Below are 22,981 nucleotides of genomic sequence, written 5' to 3'. Positions count from 1 at the left end.
TGCGACGCCATTTGCGAGGCGCACCAACGATTCCGGCCACTGGCACGGGTGATGCATGGAAGGGTAGCCGGTCGGGATGGCCGGCGTGCAGGTCTTTCATCGGGATGGCGCCATGTTCAGTGTGGGCGAATTCAGCGACGCAGTACTCGATCTGCAGTCGCTGGCGCAGGCGAAGGCGATAGACGATTTCCAGCAGGCGGCGCTGGAACGGGTGCAACCGCTGGTCGGATTCGACAAGGCGTGGTGGGGCATCATGTCGCCCGCATCGGGCAGCTTCGCGCTGCACAGCTCGCAGCCCTTCAACCTCGACGACGGCTTCGTGCCGCTGTGGGAAGAAACCAAGTACGACGATGCGCTGGCCAAGGCGGTGAAGGCCAAGCCGCGAGAAACCGTCTATTTCGATCAGCGCAGGTTCAACGAGGCACCGGGGCTGGCGACGCTGATGGGCGAACACGGTGTCGGACAGGCCTTCTGCACATCGGTCTATCTGCCGTCCGAAACCGCCTTCGTGTTCCTGTCGCTGTACCGCACGGTCGGTGACGCCCGCTTCACGCGCGGCGACCAGCAGATGGCTCAATTCCTGATGCCGCACCTGTGTTCGGCGTGGACATCGAACCGCATCTTCCAGATGGAATATCTGAAGGCCAGCATGGCGAACGATCAGGTGGCCATGGCGATTCTCGACCGCCAGGGCCAGCTGCTGAACGCCGAACCGCAGTTCGTCGAGGCGCTGCGCTGCGAGTGGCCGGACATCGGCGACGGCTGCCTGCCGGACACGATAGGCCTGTGGCTGAAGACCGACGACTTCCGGCTCAAGCTGCGCACAGTCGTGCTGCAACGTCACCTGCTTGGCGACTTCACGCTGCTGGTGGTGCGCGGCCGCTCGCGCCTCGACGTGCTCACGCCGCGCGAAACCTCGGTCGCGGAAGCATTCGGCCGCGGCAGCAGCTACAAGGAAATCGCGCGCCAGCTCGAGCTGTCACCGGCCACGATCCGCTTCTACCTGCGCACCATCTACGAAAAGCTGAACGTGCGCGACAAGGGCGAACTGGCGTCGCTGCTGCGTCAGGAAGAGCTGCACATCGACGGCGCCACGCTGGCGGTGCGCTACCGCCAGCTGCATCAGGCGCGCTTCATCTGACGGCGCGCCCGACTTCCGGGCGGCGCCTCACCGCAATTGCGCTGCAGGGCGGCGACGCTTCAGCGCCACTGCTTCTCGTCGGCGATCCACGCCCAGCCCGGCAACGGACCGTCCTTCAGGCAGGCGTCGACGACGTTCTTCGTGATGCGCGAAACGTTGTTGTCGAAGTCCTTGCTGGGTAGCGCGCTGCTCCAGGCGATCGAGCCGGTGCAGAACACCGCGCCGTGATTGGGCGCAGTGAACCAGGTCATGTCGGCGCGCACCTTGGGTTCCTGCGTGCCGCCGAAGCCCGGGTGCATGTAGACGATCTCTTCCACGACCAGCATGTAGTTGTCGCTGTGACCGCCCGACGACGCGAGGATGCGCGTGTGCGGCGGCGTGCCGAGCGCGAGGTCATAGCGGTCGAGCTCGACGCCGGCGGCACCGCCGCGCGCCAGACCGAAGTCGCCGATGATGTCGCCCTCGACGCCCTCCATGATCCACGACACCGTACGGTGATGACTGTCCGGCATGCGCCGGTAGGACTTCGACTCTTCGAAGCCCTCCGCGGTGAAGCCGACACCGGTGAGCTTCTGCGGCGGGCGGCCGCGGTTCTTCCACAACCCGCTCTTTTCGCCGGTGGTGCACAGATAGTGCTCGCCGGGGCGCGCCTCCCAGGCGCGCGAACCGGAATCGAGCTTGCGCACTTCCATGATCCACGGTTCGTCGTCGCGAAAGCCGACGCACCAGTAGTAGCCGTTGCCGCCCATGTACAGCAGGCGACCGCCGCCGGTCACATAGTCTTCGGTCGCGTCGAGCATGCGTTCCGAGTAGTACTCCGGGTGCGAGCCGCTCAGCACCACCTTGTAGGGCTTGAGCGCAGCCAGCCCGTCGCGGTGCAGGTCTTCGTCGGTCAGGATTTCGTAGTCATAGCCGAGCTTTTCCAGCCAGGCGACGATGGACAGGTCGGCCGGGAATTGCCAGGTCAGGCCCATGCTGGACATGCGGTACTTCGGTCGCATGTTCACCACCGGCCGGCGGTAGGAGCTGTAGGACACGCCCAGCCCGTCGAGGAAATGGTCGTAGGTGGACAGGCCGAATTCGTGGTTCTTGTACATTTCGATGTCGACCTCGCTGACGATGGGCGGCTGGCCGGCCATCGGCTGGATGATCTGGGCATCGAAGCTGAGCTTTTCGTTGGCGTAGGCGAGATAGCTGGCAGTGGGCATCAGCAGCGCCACCGGCGCCTTCGGCACGGCCGCGCGCAGGAAGAACACCACGTGGTCCTCGGCCAGACCGGCACCGTCGCCGACGCGCAGGCGCACTGCATAGACGCCACTGCGCAGCGCGGCCGGAATCGTGAACGACAGCGTTTCGTCCCAGTTCGAATCGATCATCGCATCGACGTGGAACTCGATGCCGCCGTACTGCTGCGGGGCAAGCCGGAAACAGTCGTCGCGGCCGTTCCAGTTCCAGCCGGTCTGCGCGCGGATCGGCCGGTTGTAGCCTTCGGCGTGCAGGTGGTACGGGCCGGTATCGAACACGGTGTCGCCGATGCCGCGGTCGGTGTAGCCGTGCGTGGTGTCCCAGTAGGCGAGCAGGCCGTTGGCGTGCGGCACACCGCCTCCGGCCAGCGCCTCGAGTTCGTCGCGCGTCAGTGCGCGGTCGAACATGCCGTGGCGGTCGATCTTGCCGCAGAAGCACTGCGCGACGAAATGCCCGCGCAGTTCATGCCAGTCCTGCGCGCCGGCGACCAGGAAGGGCGCGTCGGCACGGACTGGCTTCACGCGCAGCGTTTCGTGCACATGCGAGCCGTAATCCATCGGCGCGACCGGCGACAGCAGGCTGTTGTAGCGATTGAGCACCGACTGCTGGTGGATCGTCGCGCGGCCGGTCGTGGCGTCGTAGCTGACCGCGACGAAGTACCACACGCGCGCCACCAGCGGCACTTCGGCCGCGACGTAATCGACCGCCTGGCCATCGCCGATCCAGAATTCCAGATAGCCCTTCTGGTTGATGCCCAGGCAATAGCCTTCGTTGCGGTCGATCGACCAGCGGCCGAGCAGCGCCTGGCGTACGCCGATGTCCGGCAGCGTCGACGTGATGAAGGCATGCAGCGTGAAGCTGCCGGTCACGGCAAGCCTGTGGTCCGGGTCGTGCGCGCGCAGGAAGGAGCCGACCTGCGTGTATTGCTTCTTCGCCGGCCAGTCGCGGTTGATCGGGCTGTCGATCGCCTCCTCGACAAAGCCCGGGCCGTCCGGGTGCGCGTCGCCATGGATGAGCCGCACCAGCTGTGCGCTCACGCTGTCGGCGCCATCCACACTGGCTTTCACGCTGAGCGTGTCGCCCGCCTTGACCGTGAGCTGGTCGCAGTAACCGAAAACCTTGATCTGTGCCATGTCCTGAATTGCCTGAAGAGGAAGATTACGATTCGAGCAGGTCCTGCACGCGACGCAGGAACACGCCGTGATAGGCCTCGTCCTCGGTCGCATACACCTTGTCGTCGACCACGCGCGGCGCCACGCCGCGGAAGCCGGACAACGCGATCACGCGGTACTCCCTGAAGGGTACGGTGGCGACGATGGCGTACTTGTCGTTCTGCACGCCGCGGCGGAAGTACACGAGCAGGCGCTCCAGCTGTTCGCTGTGCTGGCCGAGCGGCTTCGCGCGGTGTTCCTCGATCACTTCGTCGGTCACCAGCGTCTTCAGGAAGTCGCGCTGCTGCTTGTCGAAGCGGCGGGCGAATATCTGATCCTTGTCGCGGGTTTCGGTGGCTTCTTCGGGCAGCATTTCGCCTCCTTTTTCGGCGCGGGTTGAACGGCGTTCGCTCTTCTTCTTGTTCCGCCAGGCGCGGAACTGCTGCTTCATGCCGAACAGGCCGCCGCGCAGGAACAGCACGACGCCGAGCATGATCAGACCGATCAGGATGAGCCGGGCCGGCCCCCAGTCAATCAGGTACTTTTCGATGACGATGACGATGAGCGTGCCGACCACCGCCCCTTCGGCGCGCCCCAGTCCGCCGATGACGATCATCGCCAGCATCATCAGCACCAGGTCGAACGAGAACAGCGTCGGCGACGCGCCGCGGAAGTGCGTGGCGTAGAAGCCGCCGATGACGCCGAGCGCGATCGACGAAATCAGGAACACGCGCACCCGCGCCGAGCGGAAGTCGATGCCGGTCGCCTCGGCGAACGCCTCCTTCTTCTCGGGTGCGGCGCGCAGGATGCGGCCCAGACGCGTGCCATTGACGAAGCGGTACAGGAACAGCGCGGCGATCATCAGCACCAGGCAGGCATAGACGCCCAGCCTGAGCTGGCTCGTTTCGTCCCAGCCATCCGGCAGATAGGACGGCGCCCCGTACAGCCCACCGGTCGCCGAGCCGAACACGCGCGACTGCACGACATAGACGCGACACAGCTCGTTGATGCCCAGCGTCAGCAGCGCGTAGTAGAAGCCGTCGAGGCGAGTTGCAGGTATCGCGATGATGGCGCCGAAGATCAGCCCGATGCCGCTGCCGATGAAGGGCAGCGTCCACCAGGGCAGGCCGTATTCGATGGACAGCCAGGCGGATCCATAGGCCGCTGCACCGACCACCGCCGGACTGGCCAGCGAAAAGATGCCGGCGGTGCCGATGGTGAGCATCCAGCACAGATTGATCGCGGCGTAGATGCAGAACACTGCGCCGGCCGCCAGCAATGCGCCGGAATCGACAAACGGCGGCAGCAGCGCCAGCAGCGCCAGGCCGAGCGCCCAGTAGATCGGCCGGCGATCGACGATGGTGCGCTCGGCACGCAGCGTCTTCGGGTTGTAGACGCCGCGCGTGCGCAGCACGGTGCGCCGCGTGAAGGGGTAGCGCAGACGCCACAGCGCGCTGCCCTGCGCCGGTCCCTTCCAGTACCAGCGCAGCCGGCCGACCGGCAGCATGCGCGGCTTCCAGCGCGGCGCATCCGGCGCCCAGCTGTCCTGCGGGTTCTTCCAGTTCTCCGAACGGGTGACCTTGAACATCATGCCTCCCGCGCCTTGTCCAGCATGCCGGCAATGCCGCGCGGCCGGATCAGCAGGATGACGATGATGACGATGAACTGGGTGATCAGCACATACTGCCCGCCCAGATACGCCGTGGTCAGTGCCTCGACCAGACCGAGGATGCAGGCGGCGATCAGTGCGCCGGACACCGAACCCAGCCCGCCGCACAGCGCCACGCTGACACCCTTGATCATCGGCGTCAGGCCGGAGAACGGACTGACGAAATAGGTCTGGCACAGCAGCACCGCACCGAGCCCGGCCAGCGCGCCGGTGATCGCCATCACGTAGATGCCGGTGCTGCGCACGCCGATGCCGCAGATCGCCGCACCATACGGATTCATCATCATGGCGCGGATTTCCAGCCCGCGCCGGCTGCCCTTCATCCATGCCAGCGTCAGTCCGAGCAGCAGCAATGACGACAGCAGCGTCCCCACCTGGTCGGCGGTCAGGATCAATTCTTCGGTCATCTCCCACTGCCACTCGCCGAACAGCGGCGGCAGCGTCTTGGCCTGCGGGCCGAAGGTCATCAGCAGCACCTGGGTGCCTATCAGGCTCAGCGCCAGCGTCGCGATCAGGCCGCGCACATTGAAGTTGGGCTTGTCATGGATGGGGATGAAGGCGATCAGGCACACGATGACGCCGATCAGCGCACCGGTGACGATGCCGGCCAGGATGACCAGCACACCGGCTTCGCTGAAGTGCTCGGCCATCAGCCAGCCGCCGTAGCCGGACGCGGCGAAGGTCAGGCCGTACGCCATGTTCACCATGCCCAGGCTGGACCAGGTGATGGAAATGCCGATTGCCAGCAAGCCGTAGATGGCTGCAAGCGTGATGCCCGACAACAGGATGGATGGCCACTCCACGAATCAGACCTCCGGGCGGGATCGGGACGCCGCGGATGCTTCGCCCTTGAGTTTTCCGACATGCATGCCGATCAGGCGCGACACGCGCCCTTCCAGCAGCGATACGTTCTGTTCGGCGATCACCATCGCCGCGTCATTCAGTTCGACGCTCATCAGTGCGTTGATGACGCTCTTGCTGATCTTCGGCGCGAGGCCCAGCGAGGGCTCGTCGACCAGGAACAGCGACGCGTCGGCCATCAGCCCGCGGCCGAGCGACACCATGCGCCGCTCGCCGCCGGACAGCCGGCCGACCGGCGTCTTCATCAGCTTTTCCAGCGGCGGAAAGATCTCGAGCACGCGCCGCTTGCGCGCAGCGCGCTCGCGCCAGGCGCGCGGCGTGAAGGCACCGCTGTCCAGATGTTCCTCGACCGTCAGGCCCTGGAAGATTTCATCGCCCTGCGGCATCAGCGCCAGACCGAGCTTGACCACGCGATGCGTGTAGCGACCCGGCCCCTGGCTGCGCGTGCCGCCGACCTCCACGCCATTTAGCTTGATCGAACCGCGCTGCCAGCCGGTCAGGCCGGCGATGGCGAGGAACAGCGTGGACTTGCCGTGGCCGTTCAGGCCGACGATGCCGACCCGCTCGCCGGCATGCACTGACAGGTCGAGGTCGTGCAGCACGCGCAGCGGCCCGTAGCCTGCGGACAGGCCTTCCACCTTCAGGATTTCGCGACCGGCGTCGGTCGGTGGCGTGGCGGTGGCGCTCATGCGTGCACCTCGCCGATGCTGTCGAAATAGGCGGCGCGCACGCGCGCATCGCCGAGGATGTGCTGCAGGCTGCCTTCGGCGATCACCTCGCCGACATCCATCACCATGACGCGGTCGGCGATGGCATCGAGCAGTTCGATGCGGTGTTCGACGATCAGGATGGCCAGGTTCAGTTCCTTGGCCAGCAAGCGCACCAGATGGTCGATCTCGTCGACTTCGGAATTGATCAGCCCGGCGGCCGGCTCGTCCATCAGCAGCAGCGGCGGTCGGCGCATCAGCAGACAGGCCAGCAGCAGCTTGCGCCGGTTCAGCGTTTCCAGCCGGCCGGCGATCAGGTCTTCATCGACCGTCAGGCCGAGCAGCTCGCATGCCCACTCAGCGTGGTGCCGCGTCAGATAGGGCTTGTAGGCCTGGCGCGCCGATTTCAGCACTTCGGCCACGGTCAGTTCTTCCGGCACCACCGGCGTCTGGTAGGTTCGACCCAGACCGAGCCGGGCGCGCTCGTGCAGCCGCAGCGCGGTCACGTCCCGACCCTTGAAGGTCACCGTGCCCGACTTCGGCCGGATGCGCCCGGACAGCACTTCGAGCAGGCTGGTCTTGCCGGCGCCGTTGGGCCCGATCATGCCGAGCACCTCGCCGCGACGGATCGACAGCGACACGCCGCGCAGGATTTCGCGCCCGCCCAGGTCGAGGCGGATGTCGTCGCAGGCGAACAGCATGTCCCCTGCCTGAGCCATGGTCACGTCGATTACATCCAGGACGCGGGCTTGAACGGCGTTTCGATCAGCTTGTTCGGATAGATGATCTTGTGTTCGCCGTTCTGCACCTGGAAGTACAGCTGGGCCATGCCTTTTTCGAGGTCGTCGGTGCCGACCGGGTAATGCACGCCTTCCTGCCGCGCATTGTTCAGGTAGGACCAGCCGCACACGCCGCGGAACGGCGTCTTGCGGATGTAGTCGTTCACCGCTGCGAACTTGTCCGGGTCGCCGACCGCAGTCCAGGCCTGGGCGAGGAAGTTGACGATGTCGTAGCCGCTGCCGGTGTAGCACAGCCCCATCACCTTGGCCGGAAAGCGCTTCTTGTACTTTTCGCGGAAGGCACGGCCCTTTTCGTCGGCATATACGCCGAGCACCGTGCTCCACACGAAGCCTTCCGCGTTCTTGCCGGCGAGCTGCAGGAATTCCGGCTGCGACGGCCCGTACTGCAGATACACCAGCGCACCCTTGAGCGGGTTGGCGCGGAACTGCTTGACGAAGGCGGCGTATTCGGCAGCCACCCAGTGGTCGATCATGACCGCGCCGGCGCCGGTCTTCTTGATGTCGCGGACGACCGCGCCCCAGTCCTGCACCGGATACTGGATGTCGGTCACCTTGGCCAGTTCGAAGCGGCTCGTCTTCAGCGCTTCCTGACAGGCGCGGGAAATCGTCTGGTTGTAGGCGATCTGCTCCTGGACGATGTGCACCTTGTTGTTGATCGGCTTCCAGCCTCCCTTGTCCTGCATGTCTTCGAGGAATTTCGGGAAGGTGTAGCCGTAGTACACCTCCGACGGATCCATCTGGAAGATGTGGCCGTACTTCTGCGGATTGGCGGCGACGAGGTCGGTCGCGGCGCGCTGCGTGTTGCCGTTCAGATAGGGACACTTGTAGCCGACCGACGCATCCATGGCCGGAATCGGCACGAACAGGAAGGGCGACGAAATGGCATGCACCTTCATGTCCACCAGCTTGCGTACCACCGCCTGACAGCTTTCCGGCGACAGCAGATCCACATCGACCGGCTTGAGTTCGAGCGGCCGGCCGAGGATGCCGCCATTGGCGTTGATCTCTTCCATCGCGAGGATGGAGCCGTTCAGGTGATCGCCGTGATCGGCCACGCCGGCCGCGGCTGTCTGAGAAATGGTCAGCCCGATCACGATGGGTTTGCCGGTCGGCTTCTTCTGCGCCTGCGCCGGCATGGAAAACGGCAGCGCGGCCGACGCGGCCAGCGCGCCCATGCTCTTGATGACGTTGCGACGATCGACGGGGTAAGTCATCTGGAGCGCTCCTTCAGGGTCGGATGGGAGGAAAGCGGTTTGGTGCACTGCGCGATGGACTTGAGCTTAGGCGGACCCGCCGTCCGCCGGTACCCGTACAGATGAACGGTGCGCGGCAGGTTGCCGCGCCTTGCTCTATCCTTCGGCCTCCCGTCCGCGCGGCCGTCGAGGCGTGCGCCCGACTGTTTACGACTGGAGTTGCACGCAATGTCCGGCCACTTTCCGAACACGCGCGACCTGCGCATCGACTTCTTCCGCGGCATCGCGCTGGTCTGCATGTTCTGGGACCACATTCCCGGCAACCCGCTGGGCTACCTGACGCTGCGCAACTTCGGTCTGAGCGATGCGGCAGAGCTGTTCGTCTTCCTCGCCGGCTACGGCGCGATGCTCGCCTACGGCCGGGTGTACGTGCGGGACGGCTATTTTCCGGCTGCACTGAAGGCGCTGCGCCGTGCGTGGGTACTTTACGTGGCGCACGTCTTCCTGCTGGCGCAGTTGCTGGCAGTGGTGTTCGTCGCCAATGCGCGGGTCGAAACGCGTGACTTCATCAGCGAAATGGGGCTGGGCTATTTCCTGAACGAGCCCGAGGCGGCGCTGGTCGGCGGCGTGCTGCTGCAGTTCAAGCCGGTGCTGATGGACCCGCTGCCGCTCTACGTCATCCTGATGGCGCTGCTGGCCGGGCTGCTGCCGCTGCTGGTGCGTCACCCGTGGTGGGTGCTCGTGCCGTCATGCCTGCTCTGGCTGCTCGAAAAGCATGTCGGGCTGAATCTGCCGGCGGCGCCGGAAGGCGTGTGGTTCTTCAACCCGCTGGCCTGGCAGTTCCTGTTCTTTCTCGGTGCCTGCTGCGCACGGCCGCGACCGCTGATCCGCCTGCACGCGATCGATCGCCGCGCCTTCGACCGGCTGCTGATGCCGCTTTCGTGCGCCTTTCTGCTGGGGTCCTTCGTGCTGTCGCTGTCATGGCGCGCGCCTGATCTGCATGATGCGGTGATGCCGCTGACCGTGGCGCAGTGGATCTACCCGATCAGCAAGACCGATCTGGACCTGCTGCGTGTGCTGCACTTCCTGGCGCTTGCCTATGTCGCGGCGCGCTGGATCCGTCCGGGTGCATGGCTGCAGCGCGGGGTCGCCGCCACCTTGTGCCTGATGGGGCGCTATTCGCTCGAAGTGTTCTGCCTGAGCGTGCTGCTGGCACCGCTGGCCGATGCGGCCGGCGCACTGTCGGGTGACTCGCCCAGCATGCAGGTGCTCGTCGGCATGACCGGCGCCGGGCTGATGGCTGTGCTGGCGGTCTGGCTCGACATGCTGCGGCGGCCGCAGGACGTGATGGATCGTCCGGCCGCCGACGCGGAAGCAAACCTGCCGCAGCAAGTGCCTGCGCGTCAGGGCAGCCTGTAGCGGACGAAGGTCAGCAGAGCCGCCGGCGGCGGGTCACCCAGCCGATCAGGCCGAGACCGGCCAGCAGCAGGGCCGCCTGCTCCGGTTCGGGTATGGGTTGCGACACGTCGAGCAGGATGGGCGTGTCGGGTGACGCAAGCTGCATCAGTACGCGTGCGTCACCCTTCACCCCTGCCAGATCCCAGATTGCCGTGATGGGGTCGCCGAGCTTTCCGCCCTTGTCCTGCGGAATGTAGGCGAGCGCGATGCGCGTGTAACTCAGGCTCAGGGATGCCTGCGGCTCGTCGCCGCCCGATGTCCCCGACAGGCTCAGCGAGGTCAGCGTGACGTCATCGAAGGTCATCGTGAAGTAGCGATAGGACTTGTCTTCGCCCGCTTTCACGAAGCTGAGCACCACCTCGTCGAAGGCCTTGCCGCCGACCACCCCGGCAAACAGAGTGGGGATGCTCTGATTCACCGCCTGCGTCCAGTGCAGATCGCCGAATACCGCCTTCGATGCCGTACCGCCGGTGGAATCGGTCGGCACGGTATTGAATACGTTCCAGCTGAATGACGACACCTCGATCTGGTCCTTGAAATCTTCGGCGACCGAACCGCCATCGATACCCGGAATCTGCAGGTAGTAATCGGCGGCAAGTGCCGGCGCGCCCGTCAGGCACAAAGTCGAGGCGGCAATCCATGAGGCGGCAAGTCGGCGTTTCATCGGTTTCTCCCGAAAAATGACTGGAATCCATCTACCGGGTCGGGCCTGCTCGACCGCGCCGGCGCAAGCGCTGCAGGCGAACACTATCAAGGACAACTGTCCGCGCACAGCCTTGAAGACCGTGTTTCCCCTGCTGTTCGAGGCGCGCCGTGACGCAGTTCAGAAGGCGCCCTTCACCGTTCCGCCATCGACCCGAACCGCCGCGCCGGTGGTGGCCGACGCGAGCGGACTGGCCAGATAGACGACCATCGCCGCGACTTCTTCCGGCGTGGCGAAGCGCTTGATCAGCGAGGTCGGGCGCACCTTCTCGAAGAATTCCTTCTCGAAGTCCTCGAAGCTCTGGCCGTTCTCGTCGGCCAGCGTCTGCACGAAATCCTCGACGCCGCGCGAGCGGGTCGGGCCCGGCAGCACGCTGTTGACGGTGATGCCGGTGCCGGCCACCGACTCGGCCAGACCGCGCGCAATCGCGATCTGCGCCGATTTGGTCATGCCGTAGTGGATCATTTCGGCCGGAATCTGGATGCCGCTCTCGCTCGATATGAACAGGATGCGGCCCCAGTTGCGCCGCTTCATGCCGGGCAGCACCTGGCGCGACAGCCGCACGCCGCTCAGCACGTTCACGTCGAAAAAGCGGGTCCAGTCGGCGTCGGGGATGTCCTCGAAAGCTTTCGGCTCGAAGATGCCGAGGTTGTTCACCAGGATGTCGATGTCCGGGTGCGCCTTCGCCAGCGCGTCGGCGCCGGCTGCGCTGGCCAGATCGCCGGCAAAGCCGATCGCCCCCACACCAAGCTTCGCGACGGCCGCGTCGACCGCCGCCTGCGTGCGGCCATTGACGATGACGCGCGCGCCTTCGCGCAGCAGCGCTTCGGCGATGGCGTAGCCGATGCCGGCGGTGCTGCCGGACACCAGTGCGAGACGGTTCTTCAGTTGCAGGTCCATGCGGAATTCTCCTCGATGAAAGGGCGCGCTTCAGGCGCGCGGCGCGAACATGATGATGGCCATGCCGGCCAGCGCGACCGCCACGCCGGTGATGTCCCACAGATGCGGGCGCTCGCCGTCGACCAGCCATAGCCACAGCACGGCGACGGAAACGTACACGCCGCCATACGCCGCATAGACACGCCCGGCTGCGGTCGGATGCAGCGTCAGCAGCCAGACGAATGCGGCCAGCGACAGCGCCGCCGGCAGCAGCACCCAGACCGGCGCGCGGTCCTTCAGCCACAGCCAGGGCAGATAGCAGCCGACGATCTCGGCCAGTGCAGTGGCGACGAAAAGTGCCGTGGTCGAAAGCAGGTTCATCATCCGAAGATAACCCGGCCGGACACCCGATGGTCGGAGCGTCGCTGAACTTCGAGGTTCCCCCGGGGCCGGAGCAGGCGTCGATCCGGCGCGGTGCGTGTGGCGCGAGTGCATGCGCCGTCTTGTTGGGCATCGCTGCGCTCACCCCAACCTGCGGGTCGGTCGGGCGGGGACGCGGCGGGGACGGTTCGGTGTTGGGCATCGTCTTCGGCTCACCCCAACCTACGTGATGCTCCGTAGGTTGGGGTGAGCGCAGCGATGCCCAACACCCACTTCCGCCCGCGACAGATGACGGTGGGACAATGGCCTGTGCTAGCCTCGAGCAACCCGAAGTTTCGTTACGCGCCATGCCCTCCGCCCTGTCCGCCGTGCTGTGCGCCGCCCTGCTGCTGATGGTCACGATGGGCGTACGCCAGTCGTCCGGCCTGTTCATGTCGCCGATCAATACCTCCACCGGTCTTGGCATCGTCAGCCTGAGCCTGGCGCTGGCCATCGGCCAGTTCGTCTGGGGCGCGATACAGCCGGTGGCTGGTGCGGTGGCGGATCGCTACGGCCCGGGCCGCGTGCTGGCGACCGGGCTGATCGTGCTGGCGCTCGGCTGCGCACTGACACCTTTCATGGACAGCAGCTTCGGCATGACGATGGCGCTCGGCGTGCTGTCGGCTGCCGGCTCCGGCGCCGGCAGCTTTTCGGTGCTGATCGGTGCCGCCTCGCGCAAGCTCGATTCGGCGAAGCGGGGTCAGGCGGCTGGCATCATCAACGCCGGCGGCTCGCTCGGGCAGTTCGTGTTCGCACCACTGGCGCAGAAGCTGATCACCACCGTCGGCTGGATGGGTGCGATGTATGCGCTGGCCATCGCGGCGCTGGCTGCACTGCCGCTGGCGCGCGCCCTGCGCGCACGCGAGCCGATGGTCAGTCACGCCGCGCCCGATGGCAGCGGCGGCCTGCGCCATGCGGTGCGCGACGCGCTGCGTGACCGCAGCTATCTGCTGCTGCACGCCGGTTTCTTCACCTGCGGTTTTCACATCGCCTTCCTGATCACCCACCTGCCGGGCGAGGTCGGGCTGTGCGGCCTGCCGGCGGAAGTGGCGAGCACTGCGCTGGCGCTGATCGGGCTGGCCAACATCGCCGGCAGCCTGCTGGCCGGCTGGGCGGTCGGCCGCTGGCGCAGCAAGATGATCCTGTTCTGGATGTATGCGTCGCGTGCGGTGCTGGTGTTGATCTACCTGGCGTCGCCGCAGACCGAATGGACCTTCTACCTGTTCGCCATCGGTCTGGGCGTGACCTGGCTGGCTACCGTACCGCCGACCGCCGGCGTGGTCGGCAAGCTGTTCGGCACGCGCTATCTTGCGACCTTGTTCGGCCTCACGCTGCTGTCGCACCAGATCGGCGGCTTCTTCGGCGCCTGGCTCGGCGGGCTGGCGCTGGAGCACACCGGCAACTATCTGTGGATGTGGTATGCCGACGCACTGCTGGCGACCATCGCGGCGCTGGTCAACCTGCCGATCCGCGAGGCGCGCATGTCGCCGGCCGTCGCCCAGGCGTAGGCGGATGCCGATGGCGGCAGGGCCCCGCATGCACGACAATGGTGTAATGACAATAAGAGGAGAACACTGATGAAACTGCTCGGCGCACTTGGAATACTGGTGATGGGCCTGCTCGCCGCCTTCGTGATTGCGAACTGGAGCGTGCTGGTCATGCCGGTCGAGGTGTCGCTGCTGGTGGCGACGATCAACGCACCGGCCGGCATCATCCTGCTCGGTGCCACGACCCTGCTGCTGGTGCTGCTCGGTGCCTACACGCTGACGCTGCACACCTCGACCCTGCTCGAAGCGCGGCGTCATGCCAAGGAACTGCGCGAGCAGCGGCTGCTGGCGGATCAGGCCGAAGCGTCGCGCTTCACCGAACTGAACACCGCGATGCAGAAGGAATTCGCCGACCTGCGCGCAGCGATGCAACAGACCACGATCGACTCGGTGAATTCACTCGCTGCCGCCATCGGCGAAGTCGAAGACAAGCTGGACCGCAGCCTCGGCGAGCGACGCACCTGACGCGGTGGTCGAGCCTGCTCAGGCGTGGCCGTGCTGGTACAGGGTGAAGCCGTTGCGGCCGGACTGCTTGGTGCGGTACATCGCAGTGTCGGCGCGCTGCAGCACGTCTTCCAGCTCGTGGCCGTGATCGGGAAACAGCGCAATGCCGATGCTGGGTGTGATCGCCAGTTCCAGGTCAGTCAAATCAATCGGCTGCGACAGTTCGCGCAGGAACTTGCGCGCCGTTTCGCAGGCGACTTCCGCGCTTTCCACCTCTTCGAGCAATACAACGAATTCGTCGCCACCGAGGCGCGCTGCGGTATCGGTGCCGCGCACGTTGGCCAGCAGACGTTCGGCGACGGCGCGCAGCACCGCGTCACCGGCGTGATGCCCCAGATTGTCGTTGATGTCCTTGAAGCGATCGAGGTCGAGCATGATCAGCGCGGTACGCAAACCGCTGCGCCTTGAACGCTGGACCGAGCGCTCGAAGCGTTCGGTCAGCAGCAGGCGGTTCGGCAGGCCTGTCAGGGTGTCATGGTGCGCCAGCCGGCGAACATATGCCTCGGTGCGGCGTCGTTCGGTGATGTCGTAGGCGAATCCGATGTAGCCGCTGATGTCGCCGCGCGCGTCGCGCAGCGCATTGACGGCCAGATTGACGGGCACATGTGTGCCGTCCTTGCGCACGTAGGTCCATTCCCGCTCATCCACACCGCCTTCGTGCACCGGCAGCACGAACACCTCGAAACCGCGTACCGGCAATCCCTTCTCTGCCGTCAGCTGCGCGCTGCGCTGATGAATTTCGGTGTCCAGATGCAGCAGTTCCGGCGTGGCGACACCGACCAGTTCGTGACGCGCATAGCCGAGCAGCCGTTCGCCGGCCGGATTGATCGACTGGATGACGCCGACCGTGTCGGTGGCGATCACGCAGAAAGGCGCGTGCTCCAGAATTGCCTGATTGAGCAGGTCGGATTCACGTGCCGCACGCTGCGCATCGAGCAGTTCCGTCAGGTCGGTCGCCATGATGATCAGGCGCGGCCCTTCGGATTCCTCTTCGGTGGACGTGATGGCGAGTTCTATCGTGCGCGCGCCGCCGTGTGCATGCGCGGCGCTTACATTGCAGCGCAGCAGCCGCCGGTCGCCATGACGGATGTCGCTCAGCTGCCTTTCCAGCGTCACGTCGCCGTGACTCGAAAAAAGCTGCGTCAGCGGCATGCCCTGCAGCAGGTCGGCTTCGATGCCGAGCATGTCGGCAATTGCGGGGTTGGCGCTCAGTACGCGCGACGCCGGTGTGAGGTCGCAAATAAGGATGCCTTCCGCGCTGGCCTGGATGACCGAGCGCATGCGCGCCTCGCTTTCGCGATGGGCGACCGACATGCGATGCGCCAGATTTTCGGCCCGCCTGCGCAAACCCAGTACTGCAGCCAGTGTGCTGCACAACAGTACGGTCAGACCCAGACCGGCGGCTGCCGCCAGATTGGCCTTGCTCGCCGGTGCCGCCACGTCAAAGGCCGGCAATGTGGTGAAGCGCAAGGTCCAGCGATGCATGCCGACGTCAACCGGACGCGTCTCGACGAAGCTGGGTGTGTAAGCCACGAGATTTTCGAGCACGGCTCGACGACGCTCGAACAGCAATGCCGGTTCATCGGTGGCGGTGCCATCGAACAGTTCGACCACCATATCGGCTGCGCGGTCACCGATCGCCGCCTGAACCAGATCGTTCATGCGGAACGGCGAATAGACGAACCCGTGCAGCGCCGCCCGATGCGCCTCGACCGTATGCAAACCGTGCGACGGTCGATAGACCGGTACATACATCAGTGCGCCGGGCCGGGGTGCCGCACTGTCCTGCACCAGCGTGACCGCTCCCGACAATGCCGCCTTGCCACTGTCTGCCGCACGTTCCATCGCCGCGCGACGTATCGGCTCCGAATACATGTCGTAACCGATCGCATTGAGATTGGTGCCGACCTCGGGTTCGAGGTACACGATGGCGGTGAGCATGTCGCGATCACCGGGCGGCCGGACGGCGTAGCCGGGTCGCCCCGATGCACGCAACGCAGCTTCGTGCGCAGCGCGCTCCGCAGGAGTCAGCACCTGTGCAAAACCGAAGCCCTTGAGTCCGGGAAAGCGGGTGTCCAGCTGCACACCGTCGGCAAATGCCCGCCACTCTTCGCGCGTGACATTGGACGAGGCAGAGAACAGCGCGGCCCCCGACCACAGCAACTGTTCGTAGTCGGCCATGGCTTCGGTCAGCGCACGCTCGGCTTCGGCCACGCTGCGATCGAAACGGGTGTGCGCCTGCGCCTGTTCCTGCACATGCAGGGTTTGCCACGCCATCCAGGAAAGCGTCGCGCCAATGACGGCGGTCAGCAGCAGCGCCGGAAGGGCGGACGTGCGCCGCCCGGCGGAAGGAGAAGAATTCATCTGACGGTCAATCCGAAGCCGGGCCCGGACGCAGGTCGAAACCAGGAAGTTAACTCTTTGGTTTACGTGCGTCGATCACCCGACTTTAGATCACACGTTAATAAATCGTACATTACCCACTTCGATGCAGTGTTGCTGCTCAAGGGTGGGCAACCGTCACTTGAACGAAAAGACGTAACGCACATCGACCGCCTGTTCGGTACCGGTGCTGCCGATCAGCGCGAGATGGCGGGTCAGCGTCCAGGTCAGCTTGACCACACTGGTCGCGCCGGCCACGCCCTGTTCGTAGGACAGCAGCGCATTGTTCGTCAGCCGCTTGCCGACGCTGACCACCTGGCCACCGACTGTCGTGCTGCTGCGCTGCGAACTGCTGACCACCTGACTGCGCGGACCGCTGGCGATCGAACTCTGGGTCAGGGCGATCTGGTCCAGACCGAGCGCCTGGGCCAGCGATCCGGTGATGCCCTCGCCCTCGCCGCCCAGCAGCGCGCCGGCGGCGGTCGCCAGCAGCGACAGATCCGAGCCGCGGGCAGTTTCCTGGCCGCGCCCGAGGACGATCCACGACAGCTTTTCGGAGTCCGGCATCGCACTGTCGGATACCAGTCGCACGCGCGGCCGCTGCACGGTGCCGCTCACTTCCACGCCGGCCTGCACCGGCAGGTTCGGCCGGATGGCGCGCACGTTCAGCCCCGGATTGGCCAGCGACCCCTGGAAGCTCACCACGCCGCGCTCGATATCGAGATTCTGGCCATAGGCGCGGTAGCGTCCCCCGACCGTGCGGATATTGCCGGTGGCGCTGATGCCGCGACCCTGATCGCGCAGCGCCAGCTGGCCGGCCAGCCGCGTATCGAGCCCGCGTCCCTTGAAATAGAGGCGCTCGCCCAGATCGACGTTGATCTGCAGCGCCAGCGGCGGGCCGCTTGCGCCGCCGCCGTTGCGACCTTTCATCACCACGTCGTCGCCGAGCGTGGGCGGCGACTCTTCCGGCACGGCAAACAGCCCGGCGTCGGCCGTCAGCGCCAGCTGCAGCGCAATGCCAGTCTTTGCCGAGCCGCGCACGCTGCCGTCACCGGACAGCATGAGCCACTGCTCACCCCCTTGCAGCGGCACGAAGCGGCGCACCTCGATCGCGATGTCGGCTGCCGCCGTGGCCAGGTCAACCGTGCCGCGTGCGGACAGCCGGCCCGGCTCCTTGGTCAACGCCGCGGCATTCAAGCGTGGATCGGCCGGCGCGCGCGCGTTGGCGCTTTCGAAGCTCAAGCTGTCGAGATTCAGCCGGTCACCGGCGAACTGCGCACGCAGGCTGCCACGCTCCAGCCGCAGGCCTTCGTCGGCCAGCCGGAACGTCAGCCCGTCACCATCGATGCGCCCCGACAACTCCGGCGCACGCAGCCGGCCTGCCATCTTCACGTCGGCCTTCAGGCTGCCGGCGGTTGTCATGTCAAGCCGCAGCGCGCGACCGATCCAGTTCAGCGTCGGTACCTCGAGCGTGGCCTCACCGGTGGTCTGTGCGTCGATGTCGGGCAGCCACAGGCTGCCGTCGCGGCGCAGCGGCACGCGCACCGCAGCCTGCAGCTGGCCGACGTCCGGACCCGCGATGCGGGCCGTGACCGCGGCCGACTGGCCGGAAAAATCGATCTGCGCGCGTGCCTCATTGAAAGCAAGTTCGACCCGGCCTTCACCCGAAACGACCGCGTTGCCGCTTTCGCGGAACACGGCAACGCGGCCGCTCAACCCTTCGTCACCGGTCAGCGCGGCACCGACCGCCCAGTCGGCACCCAGCTTCAGCGGCGCACGCACGGCGATGCCGGCTTCGCGGTCGCGCCAGACGAGGCGCAGCGGAAAGCCGCGCATGCGGCCGCTGGCGTCGAGGCGCTCCGGCGTCCACAGCGTGCGCGCGAGCACCAGTTCGCCGCCGCCGGTCAGCGCAAGCGTCGCATCGTCGAGGACCACGCGCTCTGCAGACGCCGACAGCGACGCCGGGCGAACCAGCGTGGCAGTCAGTTCGGGTGACAGCACCAGCACCAGCTGATCGATGCGACCTGACCAGGACGGGCCCTTGCCTGACGGATCCAGTGCGCCCCGCGCTGCCAGGTCGAGCGACTGGCGCAGCGGCGCGTCGCCACGTTCCGCCGGCTGATCGGCGAGTTTCACGCTGGCCGACAGGCGATGTGCGGCCCGCGTGCCATCTATGTCCAGCCGTACCGCCTCGATGGGTGCCGGTGCGGACGGGCTGCGCAGATCGCTCGCCACCAGCTTCAAGGTGATGCGCCCGTCGGCACCGGGCGCGAGTTCGGCGCCGACGTCGGCGCTGGCCACGCTGCCCAGCTCACCCAGCCTGAGTGCGCGCGCAGCCAGTGTCAGCGTGCCGAAAGGCGCGTCCAGCGTACCGGCGAGGCGCCCGCTGCCGGAGATGCGACCGGCCAGATCCAGCCCGGTGAGCGCGCGCAGCGGCGCCAGACGCTGCGCGTCCAGCGACCAGTCAAGCACGTCGTCCGCCTTGCCGGCGCGGCCGCCGAACGCGCCCTGCGCCACCAGCCGGTTGCCGGCCCAGTCGAGTGCGATGTCGATCCCGGACAGCCGCCGGCCCTGCAGCCGGCCCTTGACCGCGCCGGTCAGTGCCTCGCCCATCAACGTGCTGGGCGCGAAGTCGAGCGCCAGTTGCGCGTCGATCTGCGGCTTCAGCTGACCGCCGGCGGATAACTTCGCCGACAGGCTGGCCCCCGGCACGCGGGCGAACGCAGACGGGTCGAATTTCTGCAATTCACCGGCCAGCCGGAAGGCGAGCGTGTCGTCCAGCTTCAGCGTGCCGGCCAGCGTCGATTCGGCACCGCGCGCCGATACCCGGGCCCGTTCCAGCGTGAGCAGTTGCTGCGCCACATCGCCGCGCGCGTCGAGTGCGATGCGGCTGGCGCCGCGGTCGGTCAGCGCAAGATCGAACTGCTGGCGCTCGTCCGACGCGCTGATGTCGATGCGTCCGCCCAGCTTCGTCGCCAGACCCTGCCCATGCAGCGCGGCGGTATCCACATCGCGCAACACCAGCGCCGCGTGCACCGGCAGATCGCCCTCGGCACGCCATCCAGCCGTGCCGCGGATGTCGCCACCGCCGGACAGCTCGATCAGCAGGTCGCGCAGATCGACCTGTGTCGGGCTCGCCTCGACCTGCGCCGACAACGCAAGCACCGGCACCCGGCTCTGGTCGATGCGACCGGGTTCGCGATTGCGCGCCGTCAGCGGTCCGGTCAGCGCGAGGTCAGCACCGCCGCGCGACTGCAGATCCGCCTCGACCGTCCAGCGACCGGCCGGAGCGGCGGCATTCAGGCGCTGCGGATCGAATTCGTCGAGCGCCAGCCTGAGTGCGGTCAGCGGCTGTTCGATGAACGGCCGGGCGCTGACGTCGGCCTGGCCGGACAGTCCGAAGCCCTGGGCGCGCAGCGCGGCGGTGGCGCCGTCGACCAGCGTGCCGCCCAGCGCGGCGGTCGCCGAGTAGTCCGGACCGCTGAAAGCGAGTTCGCCGGACAGCGCGAACGGCGCTTCGCCGACCAGCGCAAGCGCACCGGTCAGCGCGCCCCAGGGCGTGGTCACCGCGACCTCGTCCAGCCGGTGCGTCACGCCATCCGAATCGATGGCCGCCGTCACGTCGGTCAGCAAGATGCCGTCGACGGTCGGCGCGGCGTAATCGGCGAGCACGATGCGCGCGATGTCGACCCGTGCCTTCAGCGCGAGCGGCAGGGCGAGGCTGGTCGGCGTGGTCGGCGGCGCATCGCTGGATGCAGTGGCAACGCGCACATCCCCCGCCGACAGGCGCGCGATGTCGAGCCGGCGATCGAACAGCGCCGCCGCCGGCGCCCAGTCGAGCGCCAGCGCCCTGACCTCGGCGCGCAGCGTGCCATCGTCGTAGATCACTTCAGCCAGCCGCGGCGCCGTCCACAGGCTGCCGGACTCGACCTTGACCGACTGCAGTGCGGGCACCGCCCACTGCGCACCGGCCGCGATGGTGCGCAGGCCGCCGGCAGTCGTCAGCAGCCAGTACAGCAGCAGAAAGGGCAGCGCGATCAGCGCGACGTCGGTCAGTGCGATGCCGGTGCCGCGCACGCGGCTGCGTGCGCGCAGGCTGCGGCGCGGCGTGACGGGTTGCGGGGCGTGATCGGGCGCGTTCATCAGAAGGCAATGGCCAGCGAAAAGTGCGGCCGCCAGGTCTGTTCACGTTCGCCGTAGGCAATGTCGAACGCGATCGGGCCGGCTGGCGAGCGCCAGCGCACGCCGGCACCGGCACCGTAGGCGAATTCGAAATCCTTGCGACTGTCGGTGGCGTCACCGGCGTCGACAAACACGGCGCTGCCCCATTGATGCGACCACCAGTGCACGTACTCGGCGCTGAGCACGCCAAGCACGCGGCCGCCGACGATGGCGTTGCCTTCGCGCACGCCAAGCTTCAGGTAGTCGTAGCCGCGCACCGAATTCGAGCCGCCGGCCCGGAACAGGAAGTCCTGCGGCAGCGCGTCGGCCTTGCCGCTGGTCAGGCCGGCTTCGCCACGCAGGATGATCTGGTCGCGCTCGCCGACCGGTATGAACCACTGCGCCTTCATATAGGTACGCAGGAAATTGGTGTCGGACAGCAGGCCTTCGACACCGCCGCCGACCTGCGCATTGAGTACCCAGCCGCTGCGCGGATCGAACGGGTCATCGACCTCGCGCCAGGTCCAGGAGGTGTTCAGTGCCAGCGACTTCTGCGTGCTCGTGACAAACCCGTCGATTTCGCGCTGCTCACGCTGCAGGCTGATCGAATGGCGGATTTCGATGTTGCCGCGGATGCGTGCGCGTACCGCGCCGATGCCGACGCGCTTGGTCACCAGGTCCTGAATGTCGGCGTTTTCGGCCAGCGCGCCGAAACTGTCGCGATAGCCATCGGCGGCCGGCGGCAGCAGCACGTCGGCAAAGGCGATCTGGCGCAGCTGTTCGAGACGCACGGCGGTATTGAACAGCCATGAGCGCTTGAACAGGTTGTTGTCCGACCAGCCCACCTCGGCGCGGTAGCCGGTGTTGCTGCTCAGGCCGGCGCCGAAGGACAGTCGGCGCGAACTGGCTTCGGCCACCGCCACGCGCACCGGTGTTGCCGCGGCCGCGGCCGGATCGCGATCGACGCTGATCTGCGCCGAGCCGAAATAGGGCGACGACAGCAGCGCGCGCTCGAACGCCAGCAGGGCGTCGGTGGAATACGGGTCGCCGGCGCGCACGGTCGAATAGCGGCGCACCAGATCGAGGTCGTGCAGCGCCAGCCCGGTCGCCTCGATATCGCCGAAACGAAAGGCCGGACCGCTGTCGAGCCGCAGCCGCAGGTCGACCCGGGCAGCGGCCGCATCCACTTCGGCCTGGCTGTCGATGAGCGCACCGGCGGCGTAGTCGTTCGACGTCAACGCGTCGAGCAGGTTCTGCTTGGCCGATGACCAATCGGACTGACGGAAAGGCTGTCCGACTGCCAGCCGCCAGCTGCGACGAAGCTCGTCACGCCGCTCTGCGCGTTCGGCATCGGCTTCCGCCACTGCGCCCTCGAACTCGATGTCGACGCGGCCGATGACCGCGCGCGGCCCCGGCTCGATCGCCAGCGCCGGAGGGTCACCGTCGATTTCGACCGTCGGCGTGAAATAGCCTTCTGTCGACAGCAGTTCGGTCACCTCGCGCCGCAACCGGCGCAGCAGCCGGCGCTGCGCGCGTTCGTCGGTCAGCGCCTCGCGCAGCACCAGCGCGCGCGCGTGACGTTCGAGCATGTCGTTCACCGCGTCCGGCAGCGCGTTCGGACGCAGTGGCAGACGACCGAAATCCGCAACAGGCAAGCTGTCGTCCAGCACGATGTCCAACCTGTCGTCGGCCACTGCCGCATCATCAATTGCTGGCTCGGCAGCAACGACCGGCGACAGGCAGACGGACAGACAGAAAAAGCCCGCGAGCGGCCAGCGCATGAACTGGCCGCGCAGTTGCAGAAGCCTGCGCAATCAGCCTGCGCTCAACAGCTCGACCTCGAAAACCAGGGTGGCGTTCGGCGGGATGACACCGCCGGCACCGCGCGCACCGTAGCCCAGGTGCGGCGGAATGGTCAGCTTGCGCACGCCGCCTTCCTTCATGCCCACCACGCCTTCATCCCAGCCGCCGATGACCTGGCCCGCGCCAAGATTGAAGCCGAAGGGCTGCTTGCGATCCTTGCTCGAATCGAACTTCTTGCCGTCGGTCAACCAGCCGGTGTAATGCACGCTGACCCGCTGGCCGGCGACTGCTTCGGCGCCGCTGCCCGGGGTGATGTCTTCGATGACGAGACCGCTTTCGGTGGTGATGGCAGACATT

At 66.7% G+C, this 22,981-nt stretch carries 17 protein-coding genes; 4 read left to right on the top strand and 13 right to left on the bottom strand.

What is annotated here, in order from left to right; translation table 11 throughout:
• Window positions 1–112: 112 nt before the first annotated feature.
• On the top strand, window positions 113–1,141 hold the full coding sequence (locus BSY238_RS14000; RefSeq protein ID WP_190295019.1) for a helix-turn-helix transcriptional regulator: 1,029 nt from the start codon (window positions 113–115) through the stop codon (window positions 1,139–1,141).
• A gap of 59 nt (window positions 1,142–1,200) precedes the next feature.
• Here the strand turns inward: BSY238_RS14000 and BSY238_RS13995 are convergent, their stop codons facing one another.
• From BSY238_RS13995 to BSY238_RS13970, 6 genes are read right to left on the bottom strand one after another with little or no spacing between them, the layout of a single operon-like run.
• Window positions 1,201–3,519, bottom strand: a complete 2,319-nt coding sequence (locus BSY238_RS13995; RefSeq protein WP_069039680.1) for a N,N-dimethylformamidase beta subunit family domain-containing protein — start codon at window positions 3,517–3,519, stop codon at window positions 1,201–1,203.
• A 25-nt stretch (window positions 3,520–3,544) separates the two neighbouring features.
• A complete protein-coding gene (locus tag BSY238_RS13990) occupies window positions 3,545–5,128 on the bottom strand; it encodes a branched-chain amino acid ABC transporter permease (protein ID WP_223300145.1) in 1,584 nt (527 codons plus the stop codon).
• On the bottom strand, window positions 5,125–6,009 hold the full coding sequence (locus BSY238_RS13985) for a branched-chain amino acid ABC transporter permease (protein ID WP_069039679.1): 885 nt from the start codon (window positions 6,007–6,009) through the stop codon (window positions 5,125–5,127). The genes BSY238_RS13990 and BSY238_RS13985 overlap by 4 nt, the downstream gene beginning before the upstream one ends.
• Before the next feature lie 3 nt (window positions 6,010–6,012).
• A complete protein-coding gene (locus BSY238_RS13980) occupies window positions 6,013–6,756 on the bottom strand; it encodes an ABC transporter ATP-binding protein (RefSeq protein ID WP_069039678.1) in 744 nt (247 codons plus the stop codon).
• Window positions 6,753–7,493, bottom strand: a complete 741-nt coding sequence (locus tag BSY238_RS13975) for an ABC transporter ATP-binding protein (RefSeq protein ID WP_150123946.1) — start codon at window positions 7,491–7,493, stop codon at window positions 6,753–6,755. The genes BSY238_RS13980 and BSY238_RS13975 overlap by 4 nt, the downstream gene beginning before the upstream one ends.
• Before the next feature lie 11 nt (window positions 7,494–7,504).
• Window positions 7,505–8,788 (bottom strand): ABC transporter substrate-binding protein, encoded by a 1,284-nt coding sequence (locus BSY238_RS13970; protein WP_069039676.1) that lies wholly within the window; start codon window positions 8,786–8,788, stop codon window positions 7,505–7,507.
• Between the two features lie 207 nt (window positions 8,789–8,995).
• Between BSY238_RS13970 and BSY238_RS13965 the strand changes: the two genes are divergently transcribed.
• Window positions 8,996–10,186, top strand: coding sequence for an OpgC family protein (locus BSY238_RS13965; RefSeq protein WP_069039675.1), 1,191 nt, complete (start codon window positions 8,996–8,998; stop codon window positions 10,184–10,186).
• A gap of 10 nt (window positions 10,187–10,196) precedes the next feature.
• Here the strand turns inward: BSY238_RS13965 and BSY238_RS13960 are convergent, their stop codons facing one another.
• From BSY238_RS13960 to BSY238_RS13950, 3 genes are all read right to left on the bottom strand, one after another.
• Window positions 10,197–10,889, bottom strand: coding sequence for an Hcp family type VI secretion system effector (locus tag BSY238_RS13960; protein ID WP_069039674.1), 693 nt, complete (start codon window positions 10,887–10,889; stop codon window positions 10,197–10,199).
• Window positions 10,890–11,048: 159 nt separating this feature from the next.
• Window positions 11,049–11,828, bottom strand: coding sequence for an SDR family NAD(P)-dependent oxidoreductase (locus tag BSY238_RS13955; protein ID WP_069039673.1), 780 nt, complete (start codon window positions 11,826–11,828; stop codon window positions 11,049–11,051).
• Between the two features lie 30 nt (window positions 11,829–11,858).
• A complete protein-coding gene (locus tag BSY238_RS13950; protein ID WP_069040700.1) occupies window positions 11,859–12,188 on the bottom strand; it encodes a YnfA family protein in 330 nt (109 codons plus the stop codon).
• A 347-nt stretch (window positions 12,189–12,535) separates the two neighbouring features.
• Here BSY238_RS13950 and BSY238_RS13945 point away from each other — a divergent pair, with 347 nt between their 5' ends.
• Complete coding sequence (locus tag BSY238_RS13945) at window positions 12,536–13,735, top strand: MFS transporter (RefSeq protein WP_069039672.1); 1,200 nt, start codon at window positions 12,536–12,538, stop codon at window positions 13,733–13,735.
• Window positions 13,736–13,804: 69 nt separating this feature from the next.
• Window positions 13,805–14,239: a hypothetical protein gene (locus tag BSY238_RS13940; protein ID WP_069039671.1), complete on the top strand. Its 435-nt coding sequence runs from the start codon at window positions 13,805–13,807 to the stop codon at window positions 14,237–14,239.
• 18 nt (window positions 14,240–14,257) lie between these two features.
• Here BSY238_RS13940 and BSY238_RS13935 read toward each other — a convergent pair whose 3' ends face one another.
• From BSY238_RS13935 to BSY238_RS13920, 4 genes are all read right to left on the bottom strand, one after another.
• Window positions 14,258–16,642, bottom strand: a complete 2,385-nt coding sequence (locus BSY238_RS13935; RefSeq protein WP_069039670.1) for a sensor domain-containing diguanylate cyclase — start codon at window positions 16,640–16,642, stop codon at window positions 14,258–14,260.
• A 156-nt stretch (window positions 16,643–16,798) separates the two neighbouring features.
• Window positions 16,799–20,803 carry a translocation/assembly module TamB domain-containing protein gene (locus BSY238_RS13930; RefSeq protein WP_069039669.1) on the bottom strand — a complete coding sequence of 1,335 codons (4,005 nt, stop codon included), beginning with the start codon at window positions 20,801–20,803 and terminating at the stop codon, window positions 16,799–16,801.
• Window positions 20,803–22,635 (bottom strand): autotransporter assembly complex protein TamA, encoded by a 1,833-nt coding sequence (locus BSY238_RS13925; protein ID WP_223300144.1) that lies wholly within the window; start codon window positions 22,633–22,635, stop codon window positions 20,803–20,805. The genes BSY238_RS13930 and BSY238_RS13925 overlap by 1 nt, the downstream gene beginning before the upstream one ends.
• Window positions 22,636–22,980, bottom strand: coding sequence for an FKBP-type peptidyl-prolyl cis-trans isomerase (locus BSY238_RS13920; protein ID WP_069039668.1), 345 nt, complete (start codon window positions 22,978–22,980; stop codon window positions 22,636–22,638). It abuts the gene before it with no gap.
• Between the last annotated feature and the right edge of the window lies 1 nt (window position 22,981).

This window comes from Methyloversatilis sp. RAC08 (assembly GCF_001713355.1).
In the GTDB taxonomy this organism is placed as follows: Bacteria; Pseudomonadota; Gammaproteobacteria; order Burkholderiales; family Rhodocyclaceae; genus Methyloversatilis.
This window is presented reverse-complemented; position numbering and strand designations above follow the sequence as displayed.

Excerpts from the sequence above, each read along its gene's own strand:
- BSY238_RS14000 (WP_190295019.1), top strand. The coding sequence starts at position 113 with ATGTTCAGTGTGGGCGAATTCAGCGACGCAGTACTCGATCTGCAGTCG.
- BSY238_RS13980 (WP_069039678.1), bottom strand. The coding sequence starts at position 6,756 with ATGAGCGCCACCGCCACGCCACCGACCGACGCCGGTCGCGAAATCCTG.
- BSY238_RS13970 (WP_069039676.1), bottom strand. The coding sequence starts at position 8,788 with ATGACTTACCCCGTCGATCGTCGCAACGTCATCAAGAGCATGGGCGCG.
- BSY238_RS13965 (WP_069039675.1), top strand. The coding sequence starts at position 8,996 with ATGTCCGGCCACTTTCCGAACACGCGCGACCTGCGCATCGACTTCTTC.
- BSY238_RS13995 (WP_069039680.1), bottom strand. The coding sequence starts at position 3,519 with ATGGCACAGATCAAGGTTTTCGGTTACTGCGACCAGCTCACGGTCAAG.
- BSY238_RS13975 (WP_150123946.1), bottom strand. The coding sequence starts at position 7,493 with ATGGCTCAGGCAGGGGACATGCTGTTCGCCTGCGACGACATCCGCCTC.
- BSY238_RS13960 (WP_069039674.1), bottom strand. The coding sequence starts at position 10,889 with ATGAAACGCCGACTTGCCGCCTCATGGATTGCCGCCTCGACTTTGTGC.
- BSY238_RS13920 (WP_069039668.1), bottom strand. The coding sequence starts at position 22,980 with ATGTCTGCCATCACCACCGAAAGCGGTCTCGTCATCGAAGACATCACC.
- BSY238_RS13990 (WP_223300145.1), bottom strand. The coding sequence starts at position 5,128 with ATGATGTTCAAGGTCACCCGTTCGGAGAACTGGAAGAACCCGCAGGAC.
- BSY238_RS13940 (WP_069039671.1), top strand. The coding sequence starts at position 13,805 with ATGAAACTGCTCGGCGCACTTGGAATACTGGTGATGGGCCTGCTCGCC.
- BSY238_RS13950 (WP_069040700.1), bottom strand. The coding sequence starts at position 12,188 with ATGAACCTGCTTTCGACCACGGCACTTTTCGTCGCCACTGCACTGGCC.
- BSY238_RS13955 (WP_069039673.1), bottom strand. The coding sequence starts at position 11,828 with ATGGACCTGCAACTGAAGAACCGTCTCGCACTGGTGTCCGGCAGCACC.
- BSY238_RS13930 (WP_069039669.1), bottom strand. The coding sequence starts at position 20,803 with ATGAACGCGCCCGATCACGCCCCGCAACCCGTCACGCCGCGCCGCAGC.
- BSY238_RS13935 (WP_069039670.1), bottom strand. The coding sequence starts at position 16,642 with ATGAATTCTTCTCCTTCCGCCGGGCGGCGCACGTCCGCCCTTCCGGCG.
- BSY238_RS13945 (WP_069039672.1), top strand. The coding sequence starts at position 12,536 with ATGCCCTCCGCCCTGTCCGCCGTGCTGTGCGCCGCCCTGCTGCTGATG.